The 15,713-nt window shown below is 72.2% G+C and carries 11 protein-coding genes; 8 read left to right on the top strand and 3 right to left on the bottom strand.

The features are described from left to right. Positions 1-40 precede the first annotated feature (40 nt). From HDA43_RS12760 to HDA43_RS34985, 5 genes are all read left to right on the top strand, one after another. Positions 41-1,081 carry a UDP-N-acetylmuramate dehydrogenase gene (locus HDA43_RS12760; protein ID WP_179820129.1) on the top strand — a complete coding sequence of 347 codons (1,041 nt, stop codon included), beginning with the start codon at positions 41-43 and terminating at the stop codon, positions 1,079-1,081. A gap of 363 nt (positions 1,082-1,444) precedes the next feature. Then, on the top strand, positions 1,445-2,014 hold the full coding sequence (locus HDA43_RS12755; RefSeq protein WP_179820126.1) for a TMEM165/GDT1 family protein: 570 nt from the start codon (positions 1,445-1,447) through the stop codon (positions 2,012-2,014). Between the two features lie 814 nt (positions 2,015-2,828). Beyond that, positions 2,829-3,257 carry a protein-tyrosine phosphatase family protein gene (locus tag HDA43_RS12750; RefSeq protein WP_179820124.1) on the top strand — a complete coding sequence of 143 codons (429 nt, stop codon included), beginning with the start codon at positions 2,829-2,831 and terminating at the stop codon, positions 3,255-3,257. A gap of 122 nt (positions 3,258-3,379) precedes the next feature. Beyond that, entirely contained in the window at positions 3,380-3,856 is a 477-nt protein-coding gene (locus HDA43_RS12745) for a helix-turn-helix domain-containing protein (RefSeq protein ID WP_246423971.1), read from the top strand. Continuing rightward, positions 3,853-4,017, top strand: coding sequence for a hypothetical protein (locus HDA43_RS34985; protein ID WP_246423970.1), 165 nt, complete (start codon positions 3,853-3,855; stop codon positions 4,015-4,017). Before HDA43_RS12745 ends, HDA43_RS34985 begins: the two co-directional genes overlap by 4 nt. 492 nt (positions 4,018-4,509) lie before the next feature. Here the strand turns inward: HDA43_RS34985 and HDA43_RS12740 are convergent, their stop codons facing one another. Continuing rightward, entirely contained in the window at positions 4,510-8,085 is a 3,576-nt protein-coding gene (locus HDA43_RS12740) for a WD40 repeat domain-containing serine/threonine protein kinase (RefSeq protein ID WP_179820121.1), read from the bottom strand. Between the two features lie 310 nt (positions 8,086-8,395). Between HDA43_RS12740 and HDA43_RS12735 the strand changes: the two genes are divergently transcribed. Then, positions 8,396-9,622 carry a cytochrome P450 gene (locus tag HDA43_RS12735; RefSeq protein ID WP_179820118.1) on the top strand — a complete coding sequence of 409 codons (1,227 nt, stop codon included), beginning with the start codon at positions 8,396-8,398 and terminating at the stop codon, positions 9,620-9,622. A gap of 30 nt (positions 9,623-9,652) precedes the next feature. Here HDA43_RS12735 and HDA43_RS35925 read toward each other — a convergent pair whose 3' ends face one another. Both HDA43_RS35925 and HDA43_RS12725 read right to left on the bottom strand, forming a co-directional pair. Next, positions 9,653-12,547: a helix-turn-helix transcriptional regulator gene (locus tag HDA43_RS35925; protein ID WP_179820116.1), complete on the bottom strand. Its 2,895-nt coding sequence runs from the start codon at positions 12,545-12,547 to the stop codon at positions 9,653-9,655. Positions 12,548-12,668: 121 nt separating this feature from the next. Beyond that, positions 12,669-12,830 (bottom strand): hypothetical protein, encoded by a 162-nt coding sequence (locus tag HDA43_RS12725; RefSeq protein WP_179820114.1) that lies wholly within the window; start codon positions 12,828-12,830, stop codon positions 12,669-12,671. Positions 12,831-13,190: 360 nt separating this feature from the next. On the opposite strand from HDA43_RS12725, the gene deoC reads away from it, so the two are divergent. Both deoC and HDA43_RS12715 read left to right on the top strand, forming a co-directional pair. Then, positions 13,191-14,129 (top strand): deoxyribose-phosphate aldolase, encoded by a 939-nt coding sequence (deoC, locus tag HDA43_RS12720; protein ID WP_179823162.1) that lies wholly within the window; start codon positions 13,191-13,193, stop codon positions 14,127-14,129. A 1-nt stretch (position 14,130) separates the two neighbouring features. Then, positions 14,131-15,558, top strand: coding sequence for an aldehyde dehydrogenase family protein (locus HDA43_RS12715; RefSeq protein ID WP_312873217.1), 1,428 nt, complete (start codon positions 14,131-14,133; stop codon positions 15,556-15,558). Positions 15,559-15,713 lie beyond the last annotated feature (155 nt).

Below are 15,713 nucleotides of genomic sequence, written 5' to 3'. Positions count from 1 at the left end.
CTGGTCGCGGGTCCAGGACCGGCGTTTTTGGGGAAAGTGCATGGCTGAGCGGGTGGCAGGGGTACGGCTGGCGCCGTACACGACGTTGGGGCTGGGCGGACCGGCCGGGGCGTTCGCGGAGGCGGGGTCGGCGGAGGAGATCGTCGAGCTGGTCGCCGCCGCGGACCGGGCCGGTGAGCCGGTCCTGGTGCTCGGCGGCGGCAGCAACCTCGTCGTGTCCGACGACGGCTTCGACGGGCTGGTCGTCCGGGTCGCCTCCCGCGGGATCGAGGCCGACGGCGACCGGCTCACCGTCCAGGCCGGGGAGGACTGGGACGCGCTGGCCGCCCGCGCGGTGGCCGAGGGGCGTTCCGGCATCGAGTGCCTGGCCGGCATCCCCGGCCAGGTCGGCTCCACCCCGATCCAGAACGTCGGCGCCTACGGACAGGACGTGTCGCAGACCATCGCCGGTGTCCGGGTCTACGACCGCAAGAACGGCGACGTGACCGAGCTGTCCGCGCACGAGTGCCGGTTCGCCTACCGGCACAGCGTCTTCAAGGAGGAACCCGGACGATACGTCGTCCTCGCCGTCACCTACGAGCTGCCGGCGGTGGGCGGACTGTCCGGCCCGGTCGCCTACCGTGAGCTGGCCGTACGGCTGGGCGTCGCCCTCGGTGAGCGGGTACCGGTGGCGCGGGCCCGCGAGGCCGTGCTGGAACTGCGCCGTGGCAAGGGGATGGTGCTCGACGCCGCCGACCCCGACAGTCGCAGCGCGGGCTCGTTCTTCACCAACGCGCTGCTGTCCGCGGCCGAGGCGGCCGGACTGGAACGGCGGGCGCCCGGGTTCCCCCGCTTCGACATGCCGGACGGGTCGGTCAAGGTGCCGGCGGCGTGGCTGATCGAGAACGCCGGGTTCCCCAAGGGGTACCGGCGGGGCGCCGCGCGCATCTCCACCAAGCACACCCTCGCCCTGACCAACCCCGAGCTGTCGGCCACGACCGCCGACCTGCTCGCCCTGGCTCGGGAGGTCCGCGACGGGGTGCGGGAGAGGTTCGGCGTCACGCTGGTCAACGAGCCCGTCATGGTGGGCGTCCGGCTGTGACCGGCCCCGGGTCCGTGTGCTCGGTGGAGTCCGTGTGCGACCGGCCGGGTAAGCGGTGCTTGGCCAGGTCCGCCGTGGCCGGCTGGGCACGGTCGCGGGTAAAAACCATCCTTTTCTGGAATCAAACACCGGGATTCACCTGTTAGGGTCAGGTGAAACACCCGAAGGGGAGTAGTCCCAATCGCGTGATCGACATACTGGCGCCCCCCGGCGCCCGGTCACGCGGGCCCGGCATCCGAGCGGATGCGGGCGGACGAGACCTTCGGCCTGGCAGTCGTACACACCCGCTGCCGGGCCGAAGCCGTGCCCGTCTCCCCGGGTGCTCCCTTCCGGCCCGGCCGCGCATGCGGAAGGGCACTCTCGTTGGAAGCGTTCTGGATCAGTCTCGCCGTGATCTTCGTCGCCGAGCTCGGCGACAAGAGCCAGCTCATGGCGATGACCTTCGCGACGCGGTTCAAGCCGTGGCCGGTCCTCGCCGGCATCACCCTGGCCACCGCCGTCGTTCACCTGTTCAGTGTGGGACTGGGCAGGATCGCCGGTGACCTGATCCCCACCACGGCGATCACCATCGTCGCGGGCATCGCGTTCCTGGGCTTCGCCGTGTGGACGCTGCGGGGTGACGAACTGACCGAGGAGGAGTCACAGAAGGCGCAGCGGACCACCAAGTCGGCGCTCATCGCGGTGACCGTGGCCTTCTTCCTCTCCGAACTGGGCGACAAGACCATGCTCGCCACCATCACCCTGGCCACCCAGCACGGCTGGTTCGGCACCTGGATCGGTTCCACGATCGGCATGGTCGCCGCGGACGCGCTGGCCATCCTCGTCGGCCGGATGCTGGGCAAGCACCTCCCGGAGAAGGTCATCAAGTACGGCGCCGCCGCCGCGTTCGCCATCTTCGGCATCCTGCTGCTGCTCGAACCGGTACTCGCCTGACCGGCCGTTCGCACTGCGGTAAGGCTGTTCCAGCCGATCCATGCTGGGGCTTTTCGCACTGCGGGGCATTTCCAGCGGTGTGAACGGGTGGGTGTTTGCCGGGTTGGTCGGTGGCGCGCGCTGCGGTGCGTGGGTGTTCCGGGCCGCTCAGACTGGGGCCTTTCCCATTTGGGGGCGTTTCCCGGTGTTCGGGCGGGTCGGTGGTTGCCGGGCCGGTCGTTTGTGCGCGCTGCGGTGGGTGGGTGTTCCGGCCGGCGTTGTGGCTGAGCTCTGGTGGTCTCCGGCCTCCGGCCTGGTCCCGGGCGCGACGGTTGCCGGCGTTTTGAAGCCGGCCGGAACACCCACCCACCTCCGCGCCATGACTTGCCCGGCCGTACGGCCCGCCCGCCGTAGTCGCTCCCTTTCCGCCCGGCCCACGGCCCTCACCGACGCTGAAGCCACCCGTTGCTCCTGCCTCAGGGCGGGCCGCCGTCGCCTTGCGGCCACACTGGCAGGGGAGAGCGCAGGGCCGGGCACCGTAGCTCCTTCTTTCCGGGCCGCTCACGGTCGCCGCCGTGACCACTCCTTCTCCGGTTCCGGGCCGCCTACGGTCTCTGCCGCAACCGCGTCCTTTCCGGTATGCGCACGGTCTCCGAAGTAAGGAAGCGTGGAGAATTCGACCCTTACTTCCTCTCCGCAAGAAGCGAGGAATCGCGAACAACAGGGAGAAAGGCGGCGATGGGCGAGGAGACCGCCGAGAACAGGGACGAGAGGGGCGGGGAGGCTGCGGAGAATGGGGATGAAAGGGCGGGGTGTGGAAAGCTACGCTCTTTTCATGGTCGACTCTTGGGAGTCCACGACGGCGGGTGTGCTGCGGCTGCCCTCAGGCCGGCTCGTTCGCGGCCGGGGGCTCAGGCGTCCGCTTCCGGAAGGACCGGAGCCCACCTTCGCGCTGTACCTGCTGGGCCAGGAGCCGCCCCCGGTTCCTTGGGAGACCCGCTGGCTGCGCTGGCCGGACTTCTGGCTGCCGTCCGACCGCGCCGCCGCACGGGACGCGCTGCACGAGGCGTGGGAGCGGGCCGGAACCGAACGCGTCGAAGTCGCCTGCGCGGGAGGACAGGGACGGACCGGTACGGCGCTCGCCTGCCTCGCCGTACTGGACGGGGTGCCGGGCGCTGAGGCGGTCGCCTACGTCAGGCGGCACTACGCGGCTCGCGCCGTGGAGACCCCCTGGCAGCGCCGGTTCGTCACCCGGTTCCGGTAGGGCCCCATCCGCCCACGACCCCGCCGTCAAGGAACCGCGGGGATCCATGAGGCAACGGCGGTCCGCCCGCCGGCGACCGCGGGCTTGCGTCTCCCCCAAGGGGAGGCACGAAGGTAGGGGCCATGGACGGCGGTGCGCTCTACTCGATCGGTGACCTGGCCCGGCGGACCGGGCTGACGGTCAAGACCATCCGGTTCTACTCCGATCGCGGGATCGTGACGCCGACCGACCGCAGCCCGGCCGGTCACCGCCGCTACGACATCGAAGCAGCCGCCCGCCTGGACCTCGTGTGCACGTTGCGGGACCTGGGACTGGGCCTCGCCATGATCCGGAAGGTCGTGGACCGGGAGCTCTCGCTCACCGAGGTCGCGGCGACGCACGCCGAAGCCCTGGCGACGCAGATCAGTGCCCTGCGCCTGCGGCGCGCGGTGCTGACGGCGGTGGCCGAGCGCGGGGCCACCCCCGAGGAGATGGATCTCATGCACAAGCTGGCCAAGCTCTCCGAGAACGAACGCCGACGCCTGGTCGACGACTTCCTCGACACCGTCTTCGGTGGTCTCGGCGCCGACCCCCACTTCACGGGATCAGGCGCTCGATGACCCCCGAACTTCCCGATGACCCCGGGACGGAGCAGGTCCGGGCCTGGGTGGAGCTGGCGGAACTGTCCCAGGACCCCGATTTCCGCGCCCCGGTACTCGACTGGTCCATCCAAGCCCTGCGCTCCCAGGCCCCGCCCTCCCCTGCTCCTGGCGACAGGTGATCTCACGCCTCCTGCTCCCGCCGCCCACGGCCTCCCGCAATGGCGAGGACCGTGAGCGGCCCGGAAGGAAGGAGCTACGGTGCCCGGCCCTGCGCTCTCCCCTGCCAGTGTGGCCGCAAGGCTACGGCGGCCCGCCCCGGCCAGGGAAACAGGGTGGCTTCAGCGTCGGTGAGGGCCGTGGGCCGGGCGGAAAGAGAGCGACTACGGCGGGCGGGCCGTACGGCCGGGCAAGCCATGGCGCGGAGGTGGGTGGGTGTTCCGGCCGGCTTCAAAACGCCGGAAACCACCGCGCCCGAGGCCAGGCCGAAGGCCGGAAACACCAGAACCCAGCCACAACGCCGGCCGGAACACCCACCCACCGCAGCGCGCACAAACGACCGGCCCGGCGACCACCGACCCGCCCGAACACCGGGAAACGCCCCGCGACGCGAAAAGCCCCAGCCCGGTCCCGCGGGAAACGCCCCCGAACGGGAAAAGCCCCAGCCCGGTAGCTCAGGAGGCGCACACGTCGCGGTACGGCGTCTCCGGGAGGTTCGTCCGCCACTCCGCCTGGGTGAGCGTCCGGCCGGCCCGGGCACAGGCCGCCTTCGCGAGACCGTCGGCCGACACCGTCCACCGGTGGACGGCCCCGTCGCGGTCCAGCGCGAGGAGGGCCGAGCCGTCGGCGGTGAAGGCCGTGGACAGCACCTCCTGGGTGGCCTCCAGCGTGCCGAGGCTCGCTCCGGCGGTCAGATCGAAGAGCTGCACCCGGCCGCTGTCCGTGATGGCCGCGGCGACGTCCTCACGCGGTGAGTAGGCGGCGGCCTGCGCGTAGGTGAGCTTCCCGCGGGCGGCGGGTGTGACGGGGCGGTGGGTGGCGACGTCCCACAGGGTCAGATGGCCCCGGGAGTCCACGGTGGCCAGCGCCTTGCCCCGGCGGGCGAAGAACATCTGCAGGATCCTGAAGCCTCGGCCGGCGCCGTCGAAGGCGTCGCCCAGGGGTTTGCCGGTGGCCGCGTCCAGGATGCGCCCCTCATCGGAGGCGATGGCGAGCCGGGCGCCGTCGGGAGAGAAGGTCAGGGCGCTCACCTCGCCGAGATCCGCACTCCACAGGAGCCGTCCGGCCTTCCAGTCCCAGACCTGGACGCGGTACTCGTTGGGCCTGCCGGCGAGCTCACCCGACAGGCCGACCGCGAGCCGGGTGCCGTCGGGGCTGAAGGCCATGATCTCCGGATCGTGACCGTCCTTCCGGGCGCGCACCTCACCGAGCGGCTTCCAGGTGGCGGTGTCCATCACCGTGATCCCGCCGCGGTAGCGGCCGATCGCGGCGAGCTCGCCGTCGGGGGAGAAGGCCATGCCGGAGAGCGAGCCCTCGCCGTCGCGAGCGGCCAGTGGGGAAGCCACCGGCCGGCCGTCCCGGGTGTTCCGCAGTACGACGTCGTCACCTGACTTCGAGGTCAGCGCCAGTCGCCCGTCCGGGCTCAGCCTTCCCTCCGAGAGCTGCTCCTTCGGCACGGTCGTCGGCAGGCCGGTGAGGTCGAGGGAGAACACGCGGTCGCCGACGAGGTAGCGGAAGAACCGGCCGTCGGGGTCGAAGCCGGCGAGGGGGATGTCTCCTTGGGAGACCTCCCTGGATCCCCTGACCGGCAGGGTCGCCATGAGTCTGCCGTCTTCGACGCGCCAGATCTGGAGGGTCCTGTCGCCCGCCGAGGCGGCGAGCCGGCCGTCCGCGCTGAAGGCCACCGCTCCCTCGTTCCACCGGCCGTGTTCGCCGCCCAGGGGAGAGGAGATCCGCCCGGTGAGGTCGACGAGGTAGAGCCGCCTGCCGTACGGCAGGGCGACCTGGCGGCCGTCCGGGCTGACCGCGACGGGGGCGGGGCAGTCGCGGCAGGATTCGGGAACCGGGATGCCGTCGCCCTGGACCCGCAGCGCGGGCAGGTCGTACCGCAGCAGGGACCGCCCGTCGGGGCTCCACGCGTACATCGAGGTGCCCGTGGGGGACATGGCCCGGTTCCAGGGGTCGCGCATCACGGCCCGCGTGCCGGTCCGCAGGTCCCACACGTACAGCCGCTGATCGACGGTGACGAGCGCGTACCGTTCGACGGTGCCGAAGTCGGCGGCGATGGCGTATCCGGCCTCGGGGTCCAGTTCCTTGGGGAAGCGCCAGGTCCGGCCCGCCTCGCCGGTCCGCAGGTCCCAGACGCGCGCGTTCCGGCCGGTGAGGACGAGCAGGGTGCGGCCGGTCGGGCCGAGCGCCACGCTCAGGATCGGCTCGCCGGCCAGGCCCAGCCGGGTGACGCCGCCGACCTGTCTGCCGGTGCGCACGTCCCACAGCCGCGCGGCGTCCCCGTCGACGCTGACGAGGGTGCGCCCGTCGCGGCTGAGCCTGCGCTCGGTGTCGGCGGCGGACGCCGGGTCCCGGAACACGCCGGTCTCCCGCTGGACGAGCGAGGCCGTCAGCGCGGCCCGTGATCGCGGGGACGGGTCGAGTCGCCAGGCCGCCACGCTGAGCAGCGTCGCGAGCCGGGGGTCGGTGTCGCGGGCCCGGCCGGCGAGGGTGGCGGCCCGCGCCGCCTGCGCCTGGTCGCGCTGCTGGGTGATCCGCTCGTTGCGCGCGTCGGCGAGCGTGCCCTGCCGTACGGCGAAGACCCCGGCGCCCAGCGAGATCGCCAGCAGCACGCCGAGGCAGGTGGAGATGAGTTTGTTCCGCCGGGCTCTGCGCCGGTTGAGCGCGGCGCCCGTCTCCAGGAAGCCGCGTTCGGCGGGGGTGAGGGTGATGTGCCCGTGCGGGCCGGCCGCCCAGCTCAGCGCGTCCTCCAGTGCGGCGCCGTGGAGGAGGTCGCCGTCCCGGCGGCCCGCCGCGTCCCAGCGCCGCGCCGCGTCGAGGATCCGCCGGTGTACGGCCAGGCCGTCGCGGTCGGCCTCGATCCACGCCCGGAGCCGGTGCCAGGCGTGCGGCAGCGCCGGGCTGGCCGCCCGGATCTGCCGTCCCTCCCGGATGAGCAGGTGGCCGAAGACCTCCAGTACCCGGTTGACGGCGGCGGTCTCGTGCAGTGCCCGGCCCTCGGTGAACTCCGCCAGGTCGGCCCGGCGGGTCACGACGTCGCCGTGCTCGTCCACGGTGACGAGCCGCAGGAACACCTCCGGGACGGTCTCCCGTTCGGCGGGGGAGAGCAGGGCGTACGCCTGTTCGGCCAGCGTGCCGAGGGCCGGGTCGTCGGCGGGCGCGGTGATCCGGGCGGCCTCCCGGCTGCCCTCGGCGAGCAGTCGCGCGGTGCCGAGCTGCCCGTCGCCGCTGATCAGGGTGAGCAGGAGGGCCCGCGCGGTGGGCCGCTGCAGCGGGTCCTTGCTGAGCGCGGCGGACAGCAGCGGGCGCAGCGGCGGCGGCAGCACGCTCAGGTCCGGGTCGACCGACAGTACGCGGTGCATGACGCCGCCCAGGCTCTCGGCGTGGAAGGGGTCCTCGCCGGTCGCGGCGAACAGCACGACGCCGCCCCAGGCGAAGACGTCGGCCGGGGCGCCGGCGCGCCGGCCGGTGAAGACCTCGGGGGCCATGTAGGTGGGCGTGCCGGTCACCATGCCCGTCGCGGTCAGCGACATGTCGAGGGTCCTGGCGATGCCGAAGTCGATGACGCGGGGGCCGTCCGTGCCGATCAGCACGTTGTCCGGTTTGAGGTCGCGGTGGATCACGCCGGCGTCGTGGATCGCGGTCAGCGCCGTGGCGATCGCGGTGGCGAGCCGGTGCAGCTCGCCGCCGGCGAACCGGTGGCCGCCGGTGACGGCCTGGCGCAGGCTGAGGCCCTCGATGTACTCGCTGACGATGTACGGCCGCGGCCCGTCGAGTTCGGCGGCGAGGACGGCCGCGGTGCAGAACGACGCCACCCGCCGGGCGGCCGTGGCCTCCCGGCCGAACCGGTCGCGCAGGTCGGGATCGTCGGCGGGGTCGCCGTGCAGCACCTTGATCGCCACCCGGCGGCCGTCCTCGGCGTACGCCTCGTAGACGACCCCCTGACCGCCCGCACCCAGCCGCCCGGCCAGCCAGTAGTCCCCGATGCGCCGGGGGTCCCCGTCGATGAGTGCCGTCGCCATTCGTCGCTCCTTCGTGATTTCCACGATCTTTGATGCGCGGCGGCGCGGGGAAGTTCTCGCGGACGGTCCGCGGATGTGCCCGCGGTCGCGGAGGGGCGTCACGGCCGGGGGGCCGGGTCCGGGCGGGGTACGGCCGGCGAGCCACCATCTTTCGCATATTGCCATATATCGCTATTTATCGGCTTTTAGACTTATAACTCGTGATAAGTCGATTCTGGGAAGACAGGGGACGGGTCCCGTAATCCATGGTTGCCTTGACGATCTTTTTTTGATCCGCTGCACACACTCATATGTGTACGAAGGGATCTCGATGACCGCCACCGCCTCAAAGAACGCCGCCTGCCCGAGGCATCCGCTCGACCAGGACGCCACCGGAGTCAACCGGCCCGGCCTGTATCCGAACGAGATGTACCACCGGATCCGCGAGACGGGGACGGGCGTCGCCGAGGTCATCCGTCCCACCGGCACGGGCAAGCTCGTCACCCGTTACGACGACGTCAAGGAGGTGTTGCGGAACCAGGCGGTGTTCTCCCGCGAGGCCGCCCTCGACGCCGACGACGTCGGCCTGGAGGACACCATTCTGGGACTGGACGGGGAGCGTCACGCGGCCGTGCGCAACGTCGTCAAGGCGCTGTTCACCCCGCGGGCCGTGGAGCGGCACCGGAGCGACGTCGAGATGCGCGCGGCGACGCGGCTGAAGGAGATGACGGGGAAGGGGGAGCCGGCGGACCTGATCGAGGACTTCGCCCTGCCGCTGGCGCTGGACACCATCTGCGACCTGCTGGGGCTGCCCCAGCGGGACCGGGCACGGTTCCGCCAGTGGGGCGAGGCGTTCCTGGCCCACACCGTCGTGGCCGGCGAGGAGGCCCAGGCGTCGTCGGCGGCGATGGCGGGCTATCTGGCCGGCCTCATCGAGCAGCGGCGGCAGCGGCCGGAACCGGACCTGCTGGGCCGGATCGCCGTCGTCGGCGCGGATCTGCCCGCCGCACAGCAGATCATGCTGCCGATCGCCCTGGTGCTGGGCGGCTGGGAGACCACGGCGAGCTCCATCGGGACCTTCGTCCAGGTCCTGCTCACCCACCCCTACGAGGGATACGAGACCGCCTACGCCTACCTCATCGACCATCCGGAGATGATCCCGGCGGCGGTCACCGAGCTCACGCGGATGTTCTCCACCACGGGGGCCGACGCCATGCCCCGCCGGGTGACGCGGCGGGTGACGCTGCCCAGTGGCGCCGAGCTGCAGCCCGGCGAGATAGTGATCCCCTCGGTCGACGCGGGCAGCTACGACCCGCGGGTCTTCCCCGACCCGCATCGGATGATCTTCGACCGTCCCTACAACCACCACCTGTCGTTCGGGCACGGCCCGCACCACTGCCTCGGCCGTCACCTCGGCCATCTGGAGATCATCGTCGCGCTGGGCCTGCTCACCCGGGAGCTGCCCCGGCTGCGGCTGGCCGTCCCCTCCGAGGACATCCCCCGCAGGACCGGGCACGCCATCAAGGGGGTGGCCACGCTGCCGGTGACGTGGACGTGACGGGCTGATCCCGCCGCCGGGTCCGGCGGATCAGCCGATCAGGGCCAGGCGGTGCGCGGCCGCGGCGGCCTCGCCGCGGGTGGCGACGCCCAGTTTGGCGAGGATGTTGGAGACGTGGACGCTGACCGTCTTGGCGGAGATGAACAGCTCGGCGGCGATCTCGCGGTTGGACCGGCCCTGGGCGACCAGCCGGAGCACCTCCTGCTCGCGCGGGGTCAGCGGGGCCGTGGGCGCGTCCGCCGCGGGGAGGGCCGTACCGGTGACGGGTTCGCGGTCCAGCGTCACCCCCAGCCGGCGCGCCAGGGACTCGATCTCGGTGGTCAGGGGCGGGGTGCCCAGCGCGGCCGCGACCGGGTGCGCCGCGCGCAGCCGTACGGCGGCGTCCTCGCGGTCACCGGCGCCGGCCGCGGCCCGCGCCGCCTGCAGCAGCGACTTGGCCCGCAGGTAGGGGCGGTCCAGCCGCTTCCAGACGGCGGCCGCGGCGTCGTGGTCGCGGTTGACGGAGAAGCGGTAGGCCTCGGCGACCGGGCTGTCCACGGTCAGCGCCGCCGCGGCCCCCTCGACCTGGGGCCGCAGCGCCGCCGCCCGCTCGGGCGCGACGGTCTCGGCGATCTCGCAGATCCCGGCCAGCAGGGCGAGCGTCCGCCAGCCCAGCATGGGCTTGCTCGTGATCAGGGCCGCGCGGACGGCCTCCTCGGCGACCTCCAGGGCGGCGAGCGGTTCGCCGTGCAGCAGGTGCAGCCCGGCCCGGAGCCGGATGTTCACCGTCAGCTCCTGGGTGAACTCCTCCTGCGTGGAGAAGGCACCGACCTCGTTCAGCACGGACGTGACCAGGTCGGTCTCGCCGTGGGCGAGCGCCACGTCGGCGCGGATCCTGCGCAGGTGGTGGCGGGTGCGCAGGCTCGGGTCCATGGCGAGCCCCTGCTCGGCGACCCGGGCGGCCTCGTCGAAGCGGCCCAGCGCCTCCAGCGCCTCGGCCCGGTTGTTGGCGATGAAGGTGCCCTGGGTGCGGTAGCGGCCGTACTTCCTGGCCAGCCGTTCGCCCTCCAGCGCCAGCTCGACCGCCTCGGCGGAGCGGCCTATGTCGTTGAGCGTGTCCACGGTGTTGGCGATCGACCGCAGGATGACGCGGGCGGAGCCGACGCGCTCACCGATCGCCTTGGCGGTCATGTTGATGGCGATCGTCTCGTTGATGCGTCCGGCGATCGAGTGGCCGAGGGCGAGGTTGAGCAGCAGGTCGGCCTCCAGACGCTCGTCCCCGTGCTCGCGGGCGATGCCGAGCGCCTCCTCGGTGAGCGCGGTCCCCTCGGCGACCTCGCCGCTGAACATCAGGTAGGAGCCCAGCCTGACCAGGACGGCGGCGCGGTGCAGGTCGGGTCCGGGGACCAGCCGTTCGGCGTAGCGGAGGTCGTCGAGCGCACCGGGTCTGCGCTTGGAGATCTTGAACTGGGAGAGCCGCACGACCAGCTCGGCCACCCGCGCGGGTTCGGTCTTCTCGTCCAGCTCGGCCAGCGCGGCCTTGACGAACTTCGTCCCGCGATCCAGCTCGCCGCAGGCGTTGGCCGCCGCCGACGCCTGCTCCAGGACCGTGGTGTGGTCGGCGTCGATCAGCTCGGCGGCGTCGGGCACCTTGCCCCACAGCATGAGGACCCGCTCCAGGAGCTGCATCTCCTCGTTGTAGGCGAAGCTCTTGGCGGCCTTGCCCGCCGCCTCCCAGGCGGAGATGAGCGCCCACTTGTCGTCGCGGGCGGAGTACCAGTGGTGGGCGATCTCGACGGCGGCCCGGCCGGGCGGGACCATCGTGCGGTCCCGGCTGATCTCCTCGGCGAAACGGGCGTGCAGCCGCATGTGCTCGCCGGGCAGGAGCTCGTCGTGTACGGCCTCGCGGATCAGGGCGTGCCGGAAGGCGTAGGCGCGGCCGTCGGCGACCTGGAGCACGTTGGCGGCGACGGCGGGCCGCAGCGCGTCCTCCAGGTCGGTGTCGGACAGGCCGCTGACCGCGGCGAGCAGCGCGTGGCCCACCCGGTTGCCGCCGGCGGCGGCGATGCGCAGCACCCGCTGGGTCTCGTCGGGGAGCTGCTCGACGGAGCCGATGATCAGGTCGTGCAGGGAGTCGGGGAAGGAGCACTCGCCGCCGCACTCGAGGAGCGCCTCGACGAACAGGGGGATGCCCTCGCTGCGTTCGAAGACCTTGCCGACCTGCGCGAACTCGGGTGTCGTGCCGAGGATGCCGGTCATCTGGGCGGCCACCTCGTCCTGGGTGAGCCGGGGCAGGTCCAGGCGGAGCACGCCCTCGACCCGGCCGAGTTCGGCGAGCACGGGGCGCAGCGGGTGCTGGCGGTGCAGCTCGTCGGAGCGGTAGGTGAGGACCATCAGGACCGGCGCGGCGCGCAGGTTGCGGCTGAGGAAGGCGATCAGGTCGCGGCTGGAGCGGTCGGCCCAGTGGATGTCCTCGATGACCAGGACGACCGGGCGGTGCTCGGCCAGTCGTTCCAGCAGGTTGAGGATCTGTTCGAAGAGCCGGGCACGGGCGGTCTCACCGTCGTGGTCGCCGCTCGGCTCGCCGAACTCGGGCAGCAGCCTGGCCAGGTCGCGCGCGCCGCCCTCGGGCAGCAGGGCGGCGACCTTCCCGGCGCCGCACTCGCGGACGAGCTGGCGGATCGCGGCGGTGAACGGCGCGTAGGCGAGGCCCTCGGTGGACAGCTCCACGCAGCCGCCGAGGAGGACGTGGGCGCCGTCACGGGTGACGTGTTCGGCGAAGGAGGCGGTCAGCCGGGTCTTGCCGACGCCCGCCTCGCCGCCGAGGAGGACCGTCGCGGCCGTGCCGTCGCACGCCTGCGCGAAGGCCTCGTTCAGCGCCGCGAGTTCGGCCTGCCGCCCCACGAACACGGGGCTCACCGTCCGACCCATCATGGGCTCTAGCATGTCACGCCTTATGGGTAGTTATCTCCCCATTTGCCGTACGGCGGGCGGGCCTGCCGTACGGCTCAGGGAGGCTGCGGAGCCCGGCCGGGCTGAGGAGGACGGCCGGGCTCTCGGGGCGTGGTCATGCGGGGAGGAGCCGGCTGAAGAGGCTCCGGCGGCGCTCGCCGCCGGACCGGTTCTCCGAGGCGGCCTTCGCCTCGCGGGCGAGGCGGTGCTCGCCGGCCTTCCGCTGGAGCTCCGCGGTGCGGTCGTTCATGAGCTGGTAGTGAAGGTCGGAGTTCATGACTGACGCCTCCTGGCGTTTCGAGAGGTGCTTTTTCCTTGCACTCTCAAGATTCGGCCTAAGGCCCCCACCCCCACATCGGGCGGATGCCTTATCTCCGGGGGCTTTCCGCGCCGTGGGCATGCCTAGGCCGGTCCGGGCATGCCTAGGGGGTACCTAGGTCGTCCGGGGTCCGTGGCCGGGCGACCCCGTTCCGCCCTCGTCGCACCCTCGTTCCGGCCCGTTTCGGCCCGTTCCCGTCCCGGGCGCGGAGGCGCCCCCGCCGTCCTCGGCGAACATTGCCGAAACCCGGACCCGGACCTGGGCGGTGTCCGGTTTGGAACTAATCACGCCAGTCGGCATGCTGTAGAGGTGTCAACTGTGACTACCTCGTTCGCCGACGTGGCCTCGTCCAACGTCGCGTTGCGAACCTTCCTCCACGGCCTGCCCGGCGTCGACCGTGTCGGCGCCGACCAGCGGGCCGCGATGCTCGGCACCCGCTCCATCAAGACGACGGCCAAGGCGGAGGCCATCGACCTGGCCATCCGCATGGTGGACCTGACCACCCTCGAAGGCGCCGACACGCCGGGCAAGGTCCGCGCGATGTGCGCCAAGGCGGTCCACCCCGACCCGGCCGACCCCGCCGTCCCCAAGGTGGCCGCGGTGTGCGTCTACCCCGACCTGGTGGCGCAGGCCGTCGGCGCGCTCGCCGGGTCGGGCGTGAAGGTGGCCAGCGTCGCCACGGCGTTCCCCAGCGGGCGTTCCTCCCTCGACGTCAAGGTGGCCGACACCCGGCTGGCCGTCGAGGCGGGCGCCGACGAGATCGACATGGTGATCGACCGCGGCGCGTTCCTCTCCGGCGACTACGTCAAGGTCTTCGAGGAGATCACCGCGATCAAGGAGGCCTGTGGCGAGGCGCACCTGAAGGTGATCCTGGAGACCGGCGAGCTCGCGACCTACGACAACGTACGGCGGGCGTCCTGGCTGGCCATGCTGGCCGGCGGCGACTTCATCAAGACCTCCACCGGCAAGGTGCAGCCGGCCGCGACCTTCCCGGTGACGATGGTCATGCTGGAGGCGGTCCGCGACTTCCTGGCCGCCACCGGCCGCGCCGTCGGCGTCAAGCCCGCGGGCGGCATCCGGACCACCAAGGACGCGATCAAGATGCTCGTCCTGGTCAACGAGGTCGCGGGCGACCGCTGGCTCGCCCCCGACCTGTTCCGCCTCGGCGCCTCCTCCGTGCTCAACGACCTGCTGATGCAGCGCCAGAAGATGGCCACCGGCCGGTACGCGGGCCCCGACTACTTCACCCTGGACTGACGTGATGTTCGAATACGCACCGGCCCCCGAGTCCCGCGACGTCGTCGACATCAAGCCGTCCTACGGGCTGTTCATCGGCGGCGAGTTCACCGACGGCACCGGCACGTCGTTCAAGACGGTCAACCCCGCCTCCGAGGAGGTCCTGTCCGAGGTGGCGTCCGCGTCCGCCGACGACGTGGACCGGGCCGTCCGGGCCGCGCGCGAGGCGTTCGGCACCTGGTCGGCGATGCCCGGCTCCGAGCGGGCCAAGTACCTCTTCCGGATCGCCCGCATCATCCAGGAGCGCTCCCGCGAGCTGGCCGTGCTGGAGTCGCTGGACAACGGCAAGCCGATCCGCGAGTCGCGCGACGTGGACCTCCCCCTGGTCGCGGCGCACTTCTTCTACTACGCCGGCTGGGCCGACAAGCTCCCCTACGCCGGGTACGGTCCCAGCCCCCGGCCGCTGGGCGTGGCCGGCCAGGTCATCCCGTGGAACTTCCCGCTGCTGATGCTGGCGTGGAAGATCGCCCCGGCGCTGGCCTGCGGCAACACGGTCGTGCTGAAGCCGGCCGAGACCACCCCGCTGACCGCGCTGCTGTTCGCCGAGATCTGCCGGCAGGCCGACCTGCCGCCGGGCGTGGTCAACATCGTGACCGGCGCGGGCGAGACCGGCGCGGCGCTGGTCAACCACCCGGACGTCGACAAGGTCGCCTTCACCGGCTCCACCGAGGTCGGCCGGCTGATCGCCCGGTCCGTCGCCGGGACGCACAAGAAGGTCACCCTGGAGCTCGGCGGCAAGGCCGCGAACATCGTCTTCGACGACGCCGCGCTCGACCAGGCGGTCGAGGGCATCGTCAACGGCATCTTCTTCAACCAGGGGCACGTCTGCTGTGCGGGCTCCCGGCTGCTGGTCCAGGAGTCGATCGCCGAGGAACTGCTGGAGGCGCTCAAGCGGCGCCTGTCCACGCTGCGCCTGGGCGACCCGCTGGACAAGAACACCGACATCGGCGCGATCAACTCCGCCGCCCAGCTCGCGAAGATCCGGGAGCTGTCCGACCACGGGGAGCTGGAGGGCGCCGAGCGCTGGTCCCCGGCGTGCGCGCTGCCCGAGCGGGGCTTCTGGTTCCCGCCGACGATCTTCACCGGTGTCGCGCAGTCGCACCGCATCGCCCGGGAGGAGGTGTTCGGCCCGGTGCTGTCCGTGCTGACCTTCCGTACCCCGGCCGAGGCGGTGGAGAAGGCCAACAACACCCCCTACGGCCTGTCGGCGGGCGTGTGGACGGAGAAGGGCTCGCGCATCCTGTGGATGGCCGACCGGCTCCGCGCGGGCGTCGTGTGGGCCAACACCTTCAACCGGTTCGACCCGACCTCCCCGTTCGGCGGCTACAAGGAGTCCGGCTACGGCCGGGAGGGCGGCAGGCACGGACTGGAGGCGTACCTCGATGTGTGACAACGATCGAACACGGCGCCGGGTCCGTCGCGACCAGGCGACGCGGGGTCACGGATTCGCCCGCGTCGGCCGTCCGGGGCTGCGCGGCTGGTTCGCCCACCGGTGCGGGGTGAGCCGGTGCGGCCAGATCTTCGTGCCGGCCAGGCTGGCACAGC

The organism is Streptosporangium sandarakinum (genome assembly GCF_013409935.1).
Classification (GTDB): Bacteria; Actinomycetota; Actinomycetes; order Streptosporangiales; family Streptosporangiaceae; genus Streptosporangium; species Streptosporangium nondiastaticum.
The sequence above is the reverse complement of the archived record's forward strand: the minus strand, read 5'-3'. Positions and strand labels throughout refer to the sequence as shown.